The organism is Advenella kashmirensis WT001, from assembly GCF_000219915.2.
In the GTDB taxonomy this organism is placed as follows: Bacteria; Pseudomonadota; Gammaproteobacteria; order Burkholderiales; family Burkholderiaceae_B; genus Advenella; species Advenella kashmirensis.
Genome location: NC_017964.1, coordinates 1,558,710 through 1,573,385, shown reverse-complemented (window position 1 = coordinate 1,573,385; position 14,676 = coordinate 1,558,710). Strand labels below are relative to the sequence as shown.

The 14,676-nt window shown below is 55.3% G+C and carries 11 protein-coding genes and 3 pseudogenes; 2 read left to right on the top strand and 12 right to left on the bottom strand.

Annotation, left to right across the window (positions count from 1 at the left end):
- Positions 1 to 7: 7 nt before the first annotated feature.
- From TKWG_RS27005 to TKWG_RS07370, 4 genes are all read right to left on the bottom strand, one after another.
- Positions 8 to 316: an aminoglycoside adenylyltransferase domain-containing protein gene (locus TKWG_RS27005; protein ID WP_407636917.1), complete on the bottom strand. Its 309-nt coding sequence runs from the start codon at positions 314 to 316 to the stop codon at positions 8 to 10.
- On the bottom strand, positions 310 to 792 hold the full coding sequence (locus TKWG_RS07380) for a hypothetical protein (RefSeq protein WP_171815138.1): 483 nt from the start codon (positions 790 to 792) through the stop codon (positions 310 to 312). The genes TKWG_RS27005 and TKWG_RS07380 overlap by 7 nt, the downstream gene beginning before the upstream one ends.
- A gap of 544 nt (positions 793 to 1,336) precedes the next feature.
- Complete coding sequence (locus TKWG_RS21330) at positions 1,337 to 1,534, bottom strand: kanamycin kinase (protein WP_014750245.1); 198 nt, start codon at positions 1,532 to 1,534, stop codon at positions 1,337 to 1,339.
- A gap of 295 nt (positions 1,535 to 1,829) precedes the next feature.
- On the bottom strand, positions 1,830 to 3,347 hold the full coding sequence (locus TKWG_RS07370; protein ID WP_014750244.1) for an FAD-dependent oxidoreductase: 1,518 nt from the start codon (positions 3,345 to 3,347) through the stop codon (positions 1,830 to 1,832).
- A gap of 44 nt (positions 3,348 to 3,391) precedes the next feature.
- Here TKWG_RS07370 and TKWG_RS07365 point away from each other — a divergent pair, with 44 nt between their 5' ends.
- Entirely contained in the window at positions 3,392 to 3,892 is a 501-nt protein-coding gene (locus tag TKWG_RS07365) for a MarR family winged helix-turn-helix transcriptional regulator (protein WP_014750243.1), read from the top strand.
- Between the two features lie 97 nt (positions 3,893 to 3,989).
- Here the strand turns inward: TKWG_RS07365 and TKWG_RS07360 are convergent, their stop codons facing one another.
- The 5 genes and pseudogenes from TKWG_RS07360 to TKWG_RS07340 all read right to left on the bottom strand — a co-directional run bounded on the left by TKWG_RS07360 (position 3,990) and on the right by TKWG_RS07340 (position 8,117).
- Positions 3,990 to 4,574 carry a hypothetical protein gene (locus TKWG_RS07360; RefSeq protein WP_014750242.1) on the bottom strand — a complete coding sequence of 195 codons (585 nt, stop codon included), beginning with the start codon at positions 4,572 to 4,574 and terminating at the stop codon, positions 3,990 to 3,992.
- On the bottom strand, positions 4,571 to 5,212 hold the full coding sequence (locus tag TKWG_RS07355) for an SCO family protein (protein ID WP_014750241.1): 642 nt from the start codon (positions 5,210 to 5,212) through the stop codon (positions 4,571 to 4,573). The genes TKWG_RS07360 and TKWG_RS07355 overlap by 4 nt, the downstream gene beginning before the upstream one ends.
- Before the next feature lie 69 nt (positions 5,213 to 5,281).
- Positions 5,282 to 5,821 carry a c-type cytochrome gene (locus tag TKWG_RS07350; RefSeq protein WP_014750240.1) on the bottom strand — a complete coding sequence of 180 codons (540 nt, stop codon included), beginning with the start codon at positions 5,819 to 5,821 and terminating at the stop codon, positions 5,282 to 5,284.
- A pseudogene (locus TKWG_RS07345) lies at positions 5,818 to 6,461 on the bottom strand (cbb3-type cytochrome c oxidase subunit II). The gene TKWG_RS07350 and the pseudogene TKWG_RS07345 overlap by 4 nt, the downstream one beginning before the upstream one ends.
- 7 nt (positions 6,462 to 6,468) lie before the next feature.
- A pseudogene (locus tag TKWG_RS07340) lies at positions 6,469 to 8,117 on the bottom strand (cbb3-type cytochrome c oxidase subunit I).
- 306 nt (positions 8,118 to 8,423) lie between these two features.
- Between TKWG_RS07340 and TKWG_RS07335 the strand changes: the two are divergent.
- Entirely contained in the window at positions 8,424 to 9,839 is a 1,416-nt protein-coding gene (locus TKWG_RS07335) for an aminotransferase-like domain-containing protein (protein ID WP_014750239.1), read from the top strand.
- Between the two features lie 31 nt (positions 9,840 to 9,870).
- On the opposite strand, the gene TKWG_RS07330 is transcribed toward TKWG_RS07335, so the two are convergent.
- From TKWG_RS07330 to cobN, 3 genes and pseudogenes are all read right to left on the bottom strand, one after another.
- Entirely contained in the window at positions 9,871 to 10,197 is a 327-nt protein-coding gene (locus tag TKWG_RS07330) for a DUF2149 domain-containing protein (RefSeq protein WP_014750238.1), read from the bottom strand.
- On the bottom strand, positions 10,197 to 10,706 hold the full coding sequence (locus TKWG_RS07325) for a MotA/TolQ/ExbB proton channel family protein (RefSeq protein WP_014750237.1): 510 nt from the start codon (positions 10,704 to 10,706) through the stop codon (positions 10,197 to 10,199). The genes TKWG_RS07330 and TKWG_RS07325 overlap by 1 nt, the downstream gene beginning before the upstream one ends.
- Before the next feature lie 46 nt (positions 10,707 to 10,752).
- A pseudogene (cobN, locus tag TKWG_RS07320) lies at positions 10,753 to 14,408 on the bottom strand (cobaltochelatase subunit CobN).
- Positions 14,409 to 14,676: the final 268 nt, after the last annotated feature.

Genomic DNA, 14,676 nt, shown 5'->3' with positions numbered 1-14,676 from the left:
TCAGACACTAGCCACTACGTTGATGGTACGCGCGTTTCCCATCTCTATATAGGGAGCGCACATAATCTCGATACTCCAGAAGCGACTTACGATCCCACGGGCCTCCCGACAACTGCCTTTCCTGCTTGGTATGTGGGCACTCCCTGCTACGATAAGCGGCGAGTGCTTGGTCGACAACGTTCCTAAACTGTCCAGGCAGATGAGTCATAGCCCATACACCTGCTTCTTCTTTTCCCGGCACGATACGGTCCGTCGCTTCTGCCATCATCATCCATCGGCAAAGATTCAGGACACAGTAAAATGGTGAGCTTAGAATATTTTCGCCTTCAAGAATCCAATCGATATCACCGTGTACCGATGCCAGATAGTCAGCCCATTGCAGCTCTCCGATTGCCTCATCAGGCTTAGACCATAGAGACTGCGCCCACGATACTTCGCTACTGCCAAATGGGCAATAAGATCCTCATCCGTTGGCGGCATGCCCGCCTGCCATGGCTGCCACCCGGTGGTAGTTTCACTAAAATGAACTTGACTGCGCAATGGATGCACGGGCGATTTTGCATCTTCAATGTGAACAACGCTCACTTCAAGGCCGCCAACATAGGGTCTGCGGGCATGATGATATTCGAAAATACTGTACAACTGACGGGCCTGCTCGGCGGTCAAGTGTTGCACGATAACCAGTAAATCCACATCGCTTTTAGGAGCATAAAACGCACCCATGGCGAGGGAGCCATGAAGCAATACAGATAATAGGTCATCTCCCAGTTCTCTTTTGAGATCGTCAACCAAACCCGTTATATGCGTCCTTAACATATCATCAGCAGTAGCCAGGCTCACACCGTGCATTTTTTTGTTCCCCTAGAGGTTGTTAGCGGAAAGTCGCGCAGACCATAGCCTGTGAGCAGAGTCGTTTTAGCCAGGAGCTGGTACTTTTCCCTGCAAGCTTTAGAATACCAGCGACCTATGGCTGTTCCATATTCAAAATGACAGATCGAAAAATTCACGACTTCAATATATTAGAAAAATTCGTCCAATAAACAAAAGAACTCAATCCGTTCCTCATCCGGCTCTGTACCGTAATCCTCAAAAAAAGGGTGCTGCTATGCGCAACTCAAGTCGATGATCAGAGGGGGCACTCCCAAACAGGTACATTATGCAAGGCGCGCAAAGCTGACGCTATAATGCTGATGATCCGCGAAGCAGGTATATCCTTTGCACCAGCCAAGTCACATCCTGCGACAGCACTCATTAGCAACCGATGGCGGCTATTTTCCGTCGCATAATCAAGCACTGCGGGACCAAGCAGACCGGCCTGTTTCAGCCATTTAAGGCGTTAAACTTCATTCGGCAACTCACTGTATTGACCAACAGGTTCAGACTTCACAAATAGACTAGGCCTTTTGTCATTGAAAATACGGAAAACATCAGCTTTCGACTCTCCAATAGCCTGCCGTTCAACTACGGTTTCGGAAAATTCATGAAGCCATTTCTTCGGAACTGACATATCGTCATTCAACTGTGCCTTAGGCATAGATTACTCTTGTTAAGCCACTTAAGTTTCCGATTATTGAAAACGCAGCAACCCATTTTAAGTCAAACCCTTTATTGTTATTCTCTATAGTACCGACAAGTCTTGGCATGGACCCAATGCCGGGGTTCCGTCAACGCCAGAGTCCATCCGCATGGCGGCTTTTCTCCCTGACTTTATCATTGCTTGAGGAGCCAGTACGCCTAAAATCAGCCCGCCACACCCCTAAACCCTGCATTGACTCCAGTGCTACTGATCTATTCTACGATAAGCAGTAATTCGCAAAATCGACGCATGGTTAATTATCCCCCACGCCCATGCGATCCAGATAGTCATCAAGCTCATCAAGTCTGTCTGCTGCAACAATCGCACCCACATACCCGTCCGGACGGATAAGCGCGCACTCACCTGGCGCCAGTCCATAAGCATCATGGATGTGCTCCCAAGCGTCGATCACATCGCCCTTTGGACCAATCGTGTGAACACGCAGTCCCGCTCTTGGCTCTGCCATCTCCTGTACCCCCGGTGCCTGCTGCTGCTCTGTCTGGAACAGCAACGTCCAATGCCCGCCTTTGAACAGTTGGAACAGTCGTGATGCCTGGCCGGCTGCACCGCGAATCGGTGCATCTGGTGCACGTTCTCCCGCCCGGACACCACTTTTGCGCTGCGGCAGTTCGATTGCCAGCGGCGAGTCCATGTAACCGATGTCCAGCTGGCGCGTCTCACGGCCGCGGCGCATACCACCTGCCTTTTGATCCTTCAGGAGCCGCGTTGACAGACCAAGCACAGATTCAGCCACCGGACGGCGCTCAGCCTCGTAGCTGTCCAGCAGGTTGTCTGGCGCTCCTCGCAACACGGCCGCCAGCTTCCAGCCCAAGTTGTAGGCATCCTGCACACTGGTGTTCAGTCCCTGTCCGCCGGTGGGCGGGTGGATGTGAGCGGCGTCGCCGACCAGACATACCCGGTCCACACGATAGCGCTCGGCCAGCCGGGCACTCATCTGGTAATCGGAAGCCCAGGACACGTCATGCACGACTATATCCGCAAGTCCCGTTCTGCTGGCGACCAAAGTAGTCAGCCCCTGTGCTGACAGGTCGACCTGCTCATCCGGTGGGACCGGCGCCTGGATCTGGAAAAACTCCGTACCGGCCAGCGGGCAGATGGCAACCATCCGCTGCATATCGCCGTCGTTAAACTGGTGCCACGCATCCCGATCCAGGCCGGTCAGCGTCACGTCGGCCACAATTGCGCGCACGTCCAGCGTCTTGCCCGGAAAGCCTATGCCAAGCGTTTTCCTGACGAAACTGCGTCCGCCGTCGGCGCCCACGAGGTAGCGAGCGCGAACAGTCTGCGGGCCAGCTGGTCCTGATAGCGTTACCGTGACGCCATCGGAATCTTGTTCAAAGCCGAGCAGCTCGCAGCCGAACTCCACCTGATAGCCGAGTTCGTTCAGGCGCTCACGCATGATTTGCTCTGTCAGAAACTGCGGGAGCATGAGGGGCAACTGATACGGTTCTGCCGGTGATGCATCATCGGGTTCCGATAGCATCGTTTCAATGTAGCTGCCATCGTCACGATAGCAGCGCTGCCGGGGATAGAAGCCGCCACGGGCCACGATTTTGTCCAGAATGCCCAAATCCTCGAACACTTCCTGGGTCCTGGGCTGTATGCCTTTGCCGCGGGAGCCGGGGAATGGCGTCGCCTGTTTTTCGATCAGCCGGAAAGAAACGCCGCGGCGGGCAAGGTCGATGGCCAGCGTCAGACCCGCTGTGCCTGCCCCGCAAATTAATACATCTGTACTCGAATGACTTGTCATGATTGCTCCAATATGTGTATTATGCACTTAACAGGAGCTATATTATGTCATTTAGAAAAAATGTGCAAGATACACATATATCGGAACAAATGAAATCCCTTCATGGATCATTGATCAGCATTCTTAGTGCGCTGAACCGTCCGCGAAACGATGAAAAAATGATCCAGGACGCCGGAATCCGGCTTGATCGGGCGTTGTTTTCCGCGCTCGTGATGATTGAGCGGCTGGGGCCGATTGGCGTGGTGGAGCTTGCCGATCGCTCAGGGCGGGATTACACCACGATCAGCCGCCAGGTCGCCCGGCTCGAAAGCCTGGATCTGGTCAAGCGTCAGGCCAACCCCACGGACCGGCGGGTGCGCGAGGCGGTCATAGCGCCAAAGGGCAAGGCAATGACAGACCGCATCGATGCTGCGCGTGAACGCATGGCCAATGCAATCTTCAAGGACTGGAGTAAAGACGAGCTTGATGCGTTCGTCAAATCAATGCGAAAATTTGCCGATGCCCTGGACGATGAGCCGCCAATCGGTGGGGTAAAGTCCGACTAAATGGATATTCGGACCCATCACGCTTAAACCGGGGGCCGTCGACGTTCAAGGCGATATATCTGAACAACACAGTTGTAGCGTCTTGTTGCGCAGACGTTCAATCGCGAAGTTTTCTGAGCACGCCGGGCACCCAAAGTAGCAACGCCAGGATTGCCCACGCCATGATCGCCGCGCCGGCACGGGCCTGCTCATCTTCCAGGTAGACACTGCACAGCTGCAGCGGCGCCTCGCGATACAGCAGGCCAACCACAAATGTCATCCAGAACGCATTCATCGTGAAAAACGCCTGCACAATGAATCCGGCCGGCTTCCAGGACAGTCCGGCCGCCATCCCGGCCGCCAGCAGACTGGCAACTTTAGCGATTGCGACCGGCGCAGACAACACGGCATAATCAAGCGCTGCGGGCACCATCCAGAGCGAGATCACCAGGAGCGCAAATGTCAGTCCGGGCACCCCGGCCATATTCCATGGCGCGAGTTTTTTCACCAGCGCCGGGCCACAGGCGTTTGCCGTCAGCCAACCCAGGATAAACAGCAAGGGAATCTCCACCCCCATATGCAGAACCATTGACTGCTCAAGCCGCGGCTGAAATAGTGCCAGGGTCGCACAAAGCAATCCAGGCAGCGCCCAGTGACGAGCCCACTTGTTCAAGGCGGTTTTTTTGGGGAACAGCAGTTTCATCCGCCCTTCCCTTTGGCGCGCGCCAGATAATCTGCCAGCGCCAGATCAGGACGGTCTACATCATATGCCCTGGCAAGCTGACCGTGCTCATCAATCAAAAACAGGCCAGCGTTATGCGAATAACCGCCCAGGCCGTCGGGCAAAACGATGATATCAAATAGTGCAAGCATACGATTCAGATCGCCCGTATCACGCACGGTTGCAAAACGCCACAGGTCGGCGTCCACGCCCATGCGCCTGGCATGCTCGGCCATGACCTGCGGGCTATCGTTTGCCGGATCAAAGCTCAAAGTCAGCAATCGCACTCGACCCTCAAGCCCGCGGGCCTGAATCGCATGCTGCATCCACGATTGGCCGGCGATGCTGGTACGGCAGACCGATTGACACTGCAGATAGACAAGTGTGATAAACGTCACGCGCTTCGAAGCACCGCCATAATCGCGCAATGAAAACATCGTGCCGCGAGCGTCAATCAGGGGCAGATCTGGGAGCGCCCTGGGGTTGCGCTTAAGTTGCACGCGTCTCACCCCATCGGAGGTGACTGCCGCAAAACCGGCCGTAACAGCCGAAAACGCGGCCAGCCCGAGCACCACGATGATGGCAAATGCAATAACTGAACGAACCCCGGACGTCTTCATGATCAATCAGATGCAGAGAACGTCAGGGCGGCCTTGCGCAGTTCCTCTTCACCACCCCACGGCGTGGTTCTATCCTTGGTCGCCCGCGGCTTTCCGGATGGTCGCCATCTCGATCGCAGAGGCACCGTTGCCCCATGCATCGCGAATATAGCTGAGCACAGCCGCCAGCTCCGCATCGTTGAACTGCTCTCCAAACGGCGGCATCATACCGTTATATTGCGCGCCCGCAACCTTGATTGGTCCGCTCAGCCCATGCAGTACGATCTGCACCAGCACAGCCGGATCGCCGGTTACCCATTCAGCACCCGCTAACGGCGGGAATACCCCGGTCAGCCCCTGGCCGCTAGCCTGATGACACGACTGGCAGGCGGTCGTGAACAACTGCTTGCCATCAATGACGCCGTTCTCGGACGGCGCCGCAGCCACCAGCGTAGCGGGATCGCGCCTATCGCCCAGGCCCGCAACACTATTGGGATTTGCAGAAAAAATATAGTACACGCCCCATACCACCAAGGCCAGAATAACGCCCAGGAGCACGCGCGGAACGGGATTGTTCAGCTCGTGCGGATCCGCATTTTCGGCAGCACGCGTCTGTTTCTTTACGCTCATTGCACTTGTTCCTTTTCTGAAGCTGCGCCCGATTGCGACAATACGTCCGCCTGTTCCGTAGACAGAACGGGGTAGGTGCGTTTCAGGCTGATCAGATACGCCACCAGGTCCAGTGCTTCCGGCTTGGCAACCACGGCCTTGCCAGGTTCAACCGTACCTGCTGGAAGATGCACGACCTTCTCGCCGTCGGCCACATCATCGGCGTTCCTGACTTCGAACATAAACGGATAGGCAGGCATATTGCTGCCCGGCGTATAGGCGCGCGGCTGGAACAGATGACCCAGATGCCAGTCCACGCTAGGCTGGCGCACGCCGATATTAAACAGATCAGGCCCGGTACGCATGGTGCCCAGCAACGGCGGATCATCATAGTGATAATCGCCCGCTACCGATGCGCGCCCCCAGCCACGGCTGGCATCTGCGATACCTGCACCAGTGTGCTCGGCTGCTGGGTATGACAGGCCATACACGCGTGCGCACGATACAGCTGGCGTCCGCGCAATTCCTGGCTGGTATAAGGCTTGAGCTCGGCAGGTGCCGGCTCATCCTTCAGTTGTAGAAAGGGCACGACGACCAAGGCTGAGGTTGCCAGCGATAGCGTCACCATCGCACCCACAAGTAGTTTAAGTTCGTTTTCCATACCGCGTTTATGTCAGTGAAGGGTTAGCCGCAGCAGCAGCGGGCGTTTTACGCTCGGTCAGGGAAAAGGCGCCGGAACGCACGATAATCAGAAAGACATGTAGCGCAAACACCAGATGGCCCAGCGTCATCAGCGCACCGCCAATCGACCTGCCCTGCAGCCATGGCATCGTGACTGCTACCGACTCCATGAACTCACGGGCAGGATCCAGCAAAGCCAGGCCCTGCAATACCCCGCCGATGCTCAAGGTAATCATATAGACTGCGAACCCCGCTACCACGAGCCAGAAATGCCAGGCGATCAGACTGGGTTTGGGCCAGGCCGTATTCAGAATGCGCGGCATGACAAAATAAACCCCACCGAAAATCACCATCGACACAAAGCCGTACATGCCTATGTGTGCATGCGCCACCGTAAAGTGGGTGAAATGCGTCGTGGCGTTGACCGTACGCAATGCCTGGAAAGAACCCTGTACCGATGCCAGCGTATACATCACGGCGCCAAAGACAATAAAGCGCAGCACCGGGGAATGGCGCAAGGCGCTAAAGTGCCCTTTCAGCGTCATGTGTTGATTGATTGAAAACGCCAGAACCGGGATGATCATCATCACACTTTGCACGATAGATAGTGTGATCAGCCACTCAGGATCGGGCCGCCAATCAAGTGATGCGCCCCCACCTGTCCATAGAAAAAGGCCAGTGTCCAGAAGCCCAGCAACGACAAGTTGTAAGAGCGCACTGGCCGGCCAATCACCTTGGGCAGGAAATAGTAAACAGCGGCCAGCGACAACGGTGTATAGAACAGCCCCAATACATTATGTCCATACCACCAGTTCATCGTGGCCTGCTCCACCCCGAAATGCACACCAGGGACTTTGGCCACGATATAAAGCGTTGGAAACCAGAACAGTGCGGCTCCCATATACCAGACAGACACGTACAGATGATTTACTTTACGGCGCGTCAGCATCAGGGCCATCGGCAAGCCAACTAGCATGCCGCCAATGGCGAACAGCACACCGATCTGCCAGGGGATCTCCAGCCATTCCATGCCTGCGTTAATGCCGATAGCCAGGCCACCCATCCCTGCGATCAGTGCGGCATTCCACAACAGCGCACCAAAAATGACCAACCGTCCGCCCAACAATTGCGTTCGCAAAAGTCGTGGCAGCATCCAGATAGCAAGTCCCAGCAGCCCCAGGGGTGCCCAGCCGTACGCAACGCCATTCAAATGCATGGTGCGCAAGCGACCGAAACTGAGCCAGGCGTGCTCTGTCATCAGATCTGGCCAGTGCAATTTGAGCGAAGCCAAAAGGCCTGCGAATGAAGCCACAATCAGCCACACAACCGAACAGCCAATGAGCACAAAGGCGGGCAAGGCACTGGATCGGTCGGCCGCCTCGCGGGCAGCCAACTCAGTTGGGGAGGTTTTGGTTTCGTCGGCGTCCAGATTGGTCCGCGATACTTCATCCAGGGCGCTCTGTTGAGCAGGCCCTACTGATGGCTCTTCAGGATGTCCGATTTCTCCGGTCGAAAAAATAGTACGCGCACCACTGGACTCCGCTTCAAACAGCCCCTTTCTCAGGGACCATATAAAAGCAAAAAGTCCGACAATGGACAAAATAAAAGTAGCCAGTAACAAGGCTGTGGGGTTCATGGGTTTCCTTGAGTTTCAAGGCATCGGAATGAATGCCGACAATCTGATAAAAGTCTGTATGGTAATATTTGAATATCACATTTTAAATATGCAAAGATAGAATAAATAACCATATCAGTTACTTTTGGAAACATACATCATGAACGCATATCACATTCTGGTTTTTTAGGGTTGGACAAATTGTCCCAGGCAGATCCGGGCTCTAATTCATATCAGATTTAAATATACGATAAAATATATTAAACACCGTATCAGTTGGTCTATCTTTGTCATTACCGTAAGTGGCAATTCCTGAAGGGGATATTCATGAAGTTATATGAAGCGCTGGCCGCCGACATCGCCGCGTCCATCTATTCTGGCGTATTGCGCTCTGGAGAAAAGTTGCCGTCAGTGCGGCAGGTTACCGCCAATCGCGGCGTCAGCGCCTCCACGGTATTTCAAGCGTATTACCTGCTCGAAGCGCAGGGGCTGGTGCGTGCGCGTGATCGCTCCGGCTACTACGTCGCGCATGGTGCCCGCCACCTGCCGCCCGAGGCAGATACGCCATCGCAGCCAACGGAAGACGCCGCGTCCGTGAATATTAATGATCTGGTCTTCGACGTCCTTGAATCGACCATGATGCGTGATGTCGTCCAATTGGGATCAGCGTTCCCCAGTCCTTTGCTGTTTCCACATGACAGACTGAGCCAGTCCATCAGCAGCACAACAAGGAATTTCGATCCGTGGTCCATCGTCGATGAACTGACACCTGGGCATACCGACCTGCGCCGCCAGATTGCGCTGCGCTACCTGGCCAGCGGCGTACATGTCAACACCGACGACATTATCATTACCAATGGAGCGCTTGAAGCGCTGAACCTCTGTCTTGGCGTCCTGACACAGCCAGGCGACAAGGTCCTGATTGAAACGCCAACGTTCTACGCCGCGCTGCAATCGCTGGAAGCGCATCACCTGGAAGCAGTGGAAGTGCCGACGCATCCGCGCGAAGGCATACAACTGGACGCGCTGGAAAATGCCATCAAGCGCCATCGGCCAAAAGCCTGCTGTCTGATGACGACATTCCAGAACCCGCTGGGCTATCTGATGTCGGATGAAAAAAAACAAGCGCTCGTCGAGCTGCTCACGCGCTACGACGTCCCTTTGATTGAAGACGACGTCTATAACGAACTGTATTTCGGTTCTACTCAACCTGCGCTCACCAAGCGCTTTGACACAAGCGGGATCGTGATGCATTGCTCTTCGTTTTCAAAAACACTGGCGCCGGGTTATCGGATCGGCTGGGTCGTAGCCGAACGCCACACCCGCGCCATCGCCCGTCGCAAGCTCACGACGACGCTAACCTGCCCGCTTCCGACCCAGATGGCGATCGCTCACTATCTGGAAAAAGGCGGATACGACAAGCACCTGAGACACTTGCGTAAAACGCTGCAAACACAACAGACACAATTTGCACAGGCTATCGGGCATTATTTCCCGCCCGGCACCCGCGCGACGCGGCCAAAGGGTGGCTATTTCATATGGATCGAATTGCCGTTGGGGATAAACGCGCTGGAAATTCACAGGCATGCCCTGTCGCTCGGCATCAGCGTTGCTCCGGGCCCGATTTTTTCCGCCAAGCAAGCATTCCAGAACTGCCTGAGAATCAACTACGGGTATGCCTGGGACGCCCGAACCGAAGCGGCGACTGCCACCCTTGGAAAACTGGCAACACTGGATGCGTAACCTGAACAACAGCTAAATAAACAATGGCGAGCTACTGATTTATTTCTTTGACCTTGTTTTCAGGGACGTATATCATCCTGCCATCATCCAGACGGTACGTTATGCCCGCGCGTGCCCCCTGTCCTTCACCAACCTTGCCACTGGATTCGTAGCGCGTCAGTTCTTTGCCCTCCTTGACCGTGATGCGCATGTCGGCCTGGCCCGGGCTCTCTACCACCACCACGTTCTCCCGGGCTAACGGACCTAGCGGATTCTGCGCGATCACAATCATCAGCAGCCCGATAATAACGAGAAACAGGTCAATGAGATTGACGACCGACAACATGGGGTCGGTGTCATCGTCTTCAAGGAAACGCATTACGCCGACTCCTCTTGCAATAACAGGGTACGTTCAGCCCGATGCAAATCCTGCAGTAGCCAACGACGACGTATGGTAAGGATAAAAAAACAAAGACTGGCAGCCAGTAACGCGAGAATAACAGCCGAAAATGCCGCCACCATGTTTTTACCTACTTCCGTCGCATCACCATTGCCCAGCGCCAGTAAGGCTGGCCCCATCGGAATCATGGTAGCGATAAGACCCAGCATCGGGGCGGTGCGCGACACGACCCGCAGCCATTCCAGCTGTTTCAGAATATACAGTTCCAGATCACCAGAAGATATTGTCTGTCGCCGTAAGTAATCTCTGGTCTGTTTCACTAGCCTGTCGGCGCCGCCCTGCCGACGTCGTTGCCAGCCTTCAACCAAAAAAGCCCCTAGCATTCCCACCGCATACAGCAAAGACAAGACGATGAGAAACAGTACCGGCATAAGAAAAATGCGGGAGACTGCGTATAGCAAATGTTCGATATCGGCAAAAAAGTCCATCAGGTTGTCTCGGGTTATAGAAATCAATTAAAAAATAAAAATGGATTCAGATCGAATCTGCGCGATGTGTGATGTGACGGCCATCCCACCACTGCCGCGCTCCGCCGGTCACCGCGACACATAGCAGCAAAAGCAAAACCAGTAGCGTCTCCGGCGAAGATTCGGCGGGAGCCTCCACGCGCTCCAGGATCTGCCCATTTACGGTTTGTATCTCCTGCTCTGTCGCTCCCGGATTATCCGCCGTTTGGTCTAGGGCGGGTCCTGACTCCATCTGGGGCGCCGTTTCTGCGCCCAAGCCAAAACCCTGGGCAATATCAGCGATATAGCGACGCGTCGCCTCGGCGCCGGTGTGCACATCAAACTGTTTGGCCAGTTGCTGCCAGCGCCGGACCAGGTCGCGTTGCGTTTGCTCGGACGCATTCCAGTAGCCCTTGCGCATGGCTTCGGCCATCCGTTCGAGTATCTGCGCCTGCGCCGTAGGATTGTGCCGCTCAAACCACTCGCGTGTGCCCAGTTCTCGTGTGTCGTTCACATAAGTATCGAACATCGCCTGCCATTGGTCATCACGCACAGACGCCGGTTCCATAGCCTGCCAGCCGAACAAATTGTTAGTGACATTGAGCACTTGCAGCGTGCCGGCATATCCTTCCTGCTGCATGGACTCAATCCATTGCGGGTTCAGATAACGTCCCCGCAGCTCATTGGCCAGAAAGCGCGCCAGCCCGGTTGTGCTTACCTCACCGTCACGCAAGTCGGAGATCAGCAATTGCGGAGCCTGACCATCAAGGTGTCGTACCGCCGCCGACAAACCTCCCAGGAACTCAAATGGGTGGTCGGTTGACAGCACACCATGCAGATTCGACGACCGGGACATAATCGCCGCTTGCGTACCGCGCAGTTGTTCCGCCAGCAGATTCGTTTTTGATAGACTGGCGCCCCATTGCTGCCTGCCGTATGCGTGCCTGCTGCTCGCAAGAAAATGCTGAGCCAGTTCGCCATCATCGTTCCATTCGGTAGAGCGTAAGGCCAGATCGGGCACACCCGTACCATATTGTCCGGGAGCGTTGCCAAAAATACGGTATCGGGCGGCGGCGACCGCCTGGTCTGATGGCATACCCTGTTGGCGCAAGAGCGTGGCAATACGCTGGTTATTTGCCACAATCGGATTACCCGGTTCTTCCAGTGTGGCCAGGCGGGCCAGAGCGTCGTCAAGCAGCCGCATGAAACTATCGAACTGGTCACGATACACACCAGTAACCTGAATCACAACATCCGTTCGCGGCCGTCCCAGTTCCCGGGTCGGGATAATATCCAGCGCAGTAATTCGCCCTCCTGCATCCCAGACTGGACGCAGGCCAACCGCATGCAGGATTTGCGCCTCAGTTATCCCCAAGTGACGAATCGCCTTCGACGACCATAGGCTAAACGCAAGCTTGCGAGGCCACTGGCCATCATGCTCGGACCGAAAAGCCTGAACAAGCTGTTCGTAAGCCATTGCAGCTGAGTCATACGCTGCTCTGGTGGGAATCTTGTCGGCCTCGAAGGCGTATAAATTACGACCACTCATTACATCGGGATTGCGTATCGGATCGCCACCAGCGTCCGGCGCAATGAAGCCACCCGCCAGTCCGGCAAGCAACGCCTCATTTTCCTGGGTGTCACGTAAGCGCAGATCATTCGCCCTGGCACGATCGGCAAAACCGGCAACACGGTCAGGCAGTGCGCTTTTACTGGATGGCTTCAGTAGTTGATGTAAGGCGAGATAGGCAGGATTGTCTTTCAACTGCTTATGATCTTCGACAAACAGCTCTTCCCTATCGAGCCCCAGCGCTGCATAGAATGGCTCTCCAAGCTGCTGCACGATGGTGCTGGCCCGGTGCTCGTCGCTCGCAGGCTGCCCAAAGGTATGCAATCCCAGAGGCGTGGCCGTACGCGCCAGTTCATGCAACTGGTTATGTACGGCTTGAAGAAAACCTGAAAAATCATCTTCCGCCTGTTGATCACCCCAACCCAGGTCCCGGTGCAGATTCGCAGCAAATGCCGTCTCCCGAATACGCAGTGCCACTTGCTTACGGACTATTCCCTCGTCAAGCTGCTGATACTCATGAATCAGGTGGTGCAAATCACGCAACTGGTCGTACAGTCCGGCAGGTGCAAAGGGAGGCGTCTGGTGACTGATAATCACAGCCCGTCCGCGCCGCTTGGCCTGGATGCTTCGCCAACGTTATCTTGAATGTAGGGATAGAATACCGGCATGCTACCCACTGCCAGCCACGGATAATCGCTAGCGGCCAGCCCGCGATCCTTGCCAGGAAGCCATTCCTGAGTGCCATGTGTTCCCAGGTGAATAAGTGCATGGGCAGCGTATTGTTGCTGCAAATACAGATAGGCCGCCATATAAAGATGATCCGGTACACTGGCGGTGTCATGATAGTGCTTAGCCGCGTCGGCATGGCGCGGCATCTGCGGCATTACCAGCAAATGTCCGATCTGCCACCGGGGAATAACGAAATAACGTTGACCGTTAATCTCTCGTATCGCGCGGTGCTCGTCAGGCGAGCCATGATGACGTAATTGTTTCTGCTGCTCATCCGGCAGACCTGCCAGCCAGCTTTCATAAGCCGACAGCGGATACAGTGCTGCCAGATCTTCTGCCAGTAGTTCGTCCAGCGATACGCTACCGTACAGCGCACCCAGCATGCGCTGACCTTTCTCGATAACCACTTTTTCGCTCACGGGCTCGCCCACATCATAACTTTGCCCCGCCAATGCGGCCTGAATAGAAACAATACTGCGCGGCAGATTCAGATTGGATGCGCCCAGGTTTTTCTCACCCGCCGGGTAATTCCAGAACATCAAGGCGAGCCGCTTATCCGCAGCACGGGTATGTCGCAAGCCAACCAGGCTTTGCAGCTTATCAATCAATGCTTGCGCTTGTTGCGGCAGGAGCTCGTCTATCCCTTCTGTGGCGGCAGACAGCACCAGCGGGTCACTGACACCCCATCCTTCAGGTCCGGCAAGGAAAACAGCGGCAGTACGGGCATTAACACCGCTAGGAGCAGCGGGCCAGTCGCGTGCTTGCCCTTCGCGAAAACGTAGCGTCTGGATTACCGGAACATTCAACGCTTTAAAGTCGCGGGTGCGCTGAGCACCGCCTCGCATATGCGTCAGGTTGACCAGCACATCTGCCGTAGCGTTGTGTAGCGCTCCCTGCAATCCTTGCGGATCATCTGCATCGGCCCAGAATACGATAGGCAGTAAGCCTGCGGCCTCACTGCGACGAATCAATTCATCCACTTCACCAGTCACAAAATCCGTCACTGTATGCCGGGATATCAAAAACGCCACCCGGCCAATGGAATCAGGCCTGGCGGGAGAAACGGCAGATGCATACCAATTCAGGTAGGACTGTACATTGTCGAACACTCGCGCAGCTTGCGAGTGATAAAAGCCTGTGGCCGGCAGTTTTTCAGGCGGCACAAGCAGATCAGGGGACGGCACAAGCCCTTCATCAATCGTGCTGACTAGCGCAAAAAAACGTCCGTAATTAGCCTCACCGCCTGCGGCATAGAGCTCGGCCAGTCTGCTGCCCACCGGCACCTCCAGGCCGTGCCAGACGGGCCGTCCCCCGCCAACGGTCAAGCGTCTAGCACTAAGGCTCTCCTGTTGTTGTCGTGCTTGGTCCAGCCGCTGTTCGACCATTGATCGGTCACCCGGTCTGGGCACATCCAGTACGGTGAGCGCAGCACCCGCAACAGCTGCACTTAACGCCTGCGACGATGTCGTCTCAACATTGAGATGCCGCAAGTCCACTCCTTGTCGTTTGGCGATAGTCTGCATATGCCGAAACTTTTCTGCTAAAACAAAATTATTGTGCAGCACTTGCACCACAGGACTGGCAGACACCAAGACAGGCGTCATGCCAGCCAGGCCAATAAGCAGAAAACAGGAGATCCCCTGGATCAATCGT

What these genes read in the sequence shown, in the direction of transcription:
- TKWG_RS21330 (WP_014750245.1), bottom strand. Translation starts at nt 1,534, where the DNA reads ATGCCTAAGGCACAGTTGAATGACGATATGTCAGTTCCGAAGAAATGG.
- TKWG_RS07370 (WP_014750244.1), bottom strand. Translation starts at nt 3,347, where the DNA reads ATGACAAGTCATTCGAGTACAGATGTATTAATTTGCGGGGCAGGCACA.
- TKWG_RS07365 (WP_014750243.1), top strand. Translation starts at nt 3,392, where the DNA reads ATGTCATTTAGAAAAAATGTGCAAGATACACATATATCGGAACAAATG.
- TKWG_RS07360 (WP_014750242.1), bottom strand. Translation starts at nt 4,574, where the DNA reads ATGAAACTGCTGTTCCCCAAAAAAACCGCCTTGAACAAGTGGGCTCGT.
- TKWG_RS07355 (WP_014750241.1), bottom strand. Translation starts at nt 5,212, where the DNA reads ATGAAGACGTCCGGGGTTCGTTCAGTTATTGCATTTGCCATCATCGTG.
- TKWG_RS07350 (WP_014750240.1), bottom strand. Translation starts at nt 5,821, where the DNA reads ATGAGCGTAAAGAAACAGACGCGTGCTGCCGAAAATGCGGATCCGCAC.
- TKWG_RS07335 (WP_014750239.1), top strand. Translation starts at nt 8,424, where the DNA reads ATGAAGTTATATGAAGCGCTGGCCGCCGACATCGCCGCGTCCATCTAT.
- TKWG_RS07330 (WP_014750238.1), bottom strand. Translation starts at nt 10,197, where the DNA reads ATGCGTTTCCTTGAAGACGATGACACCGACCCCATGTTGTCGGTCGTC.
- TKWG_RS07325 (WP_014750237.1), bottom strand. Translation starts at nt 10,706, where the DNA reads ATGGACTTTTTTGCCGATATCGAACATTTGCTATACGCAGTCTCCCGC.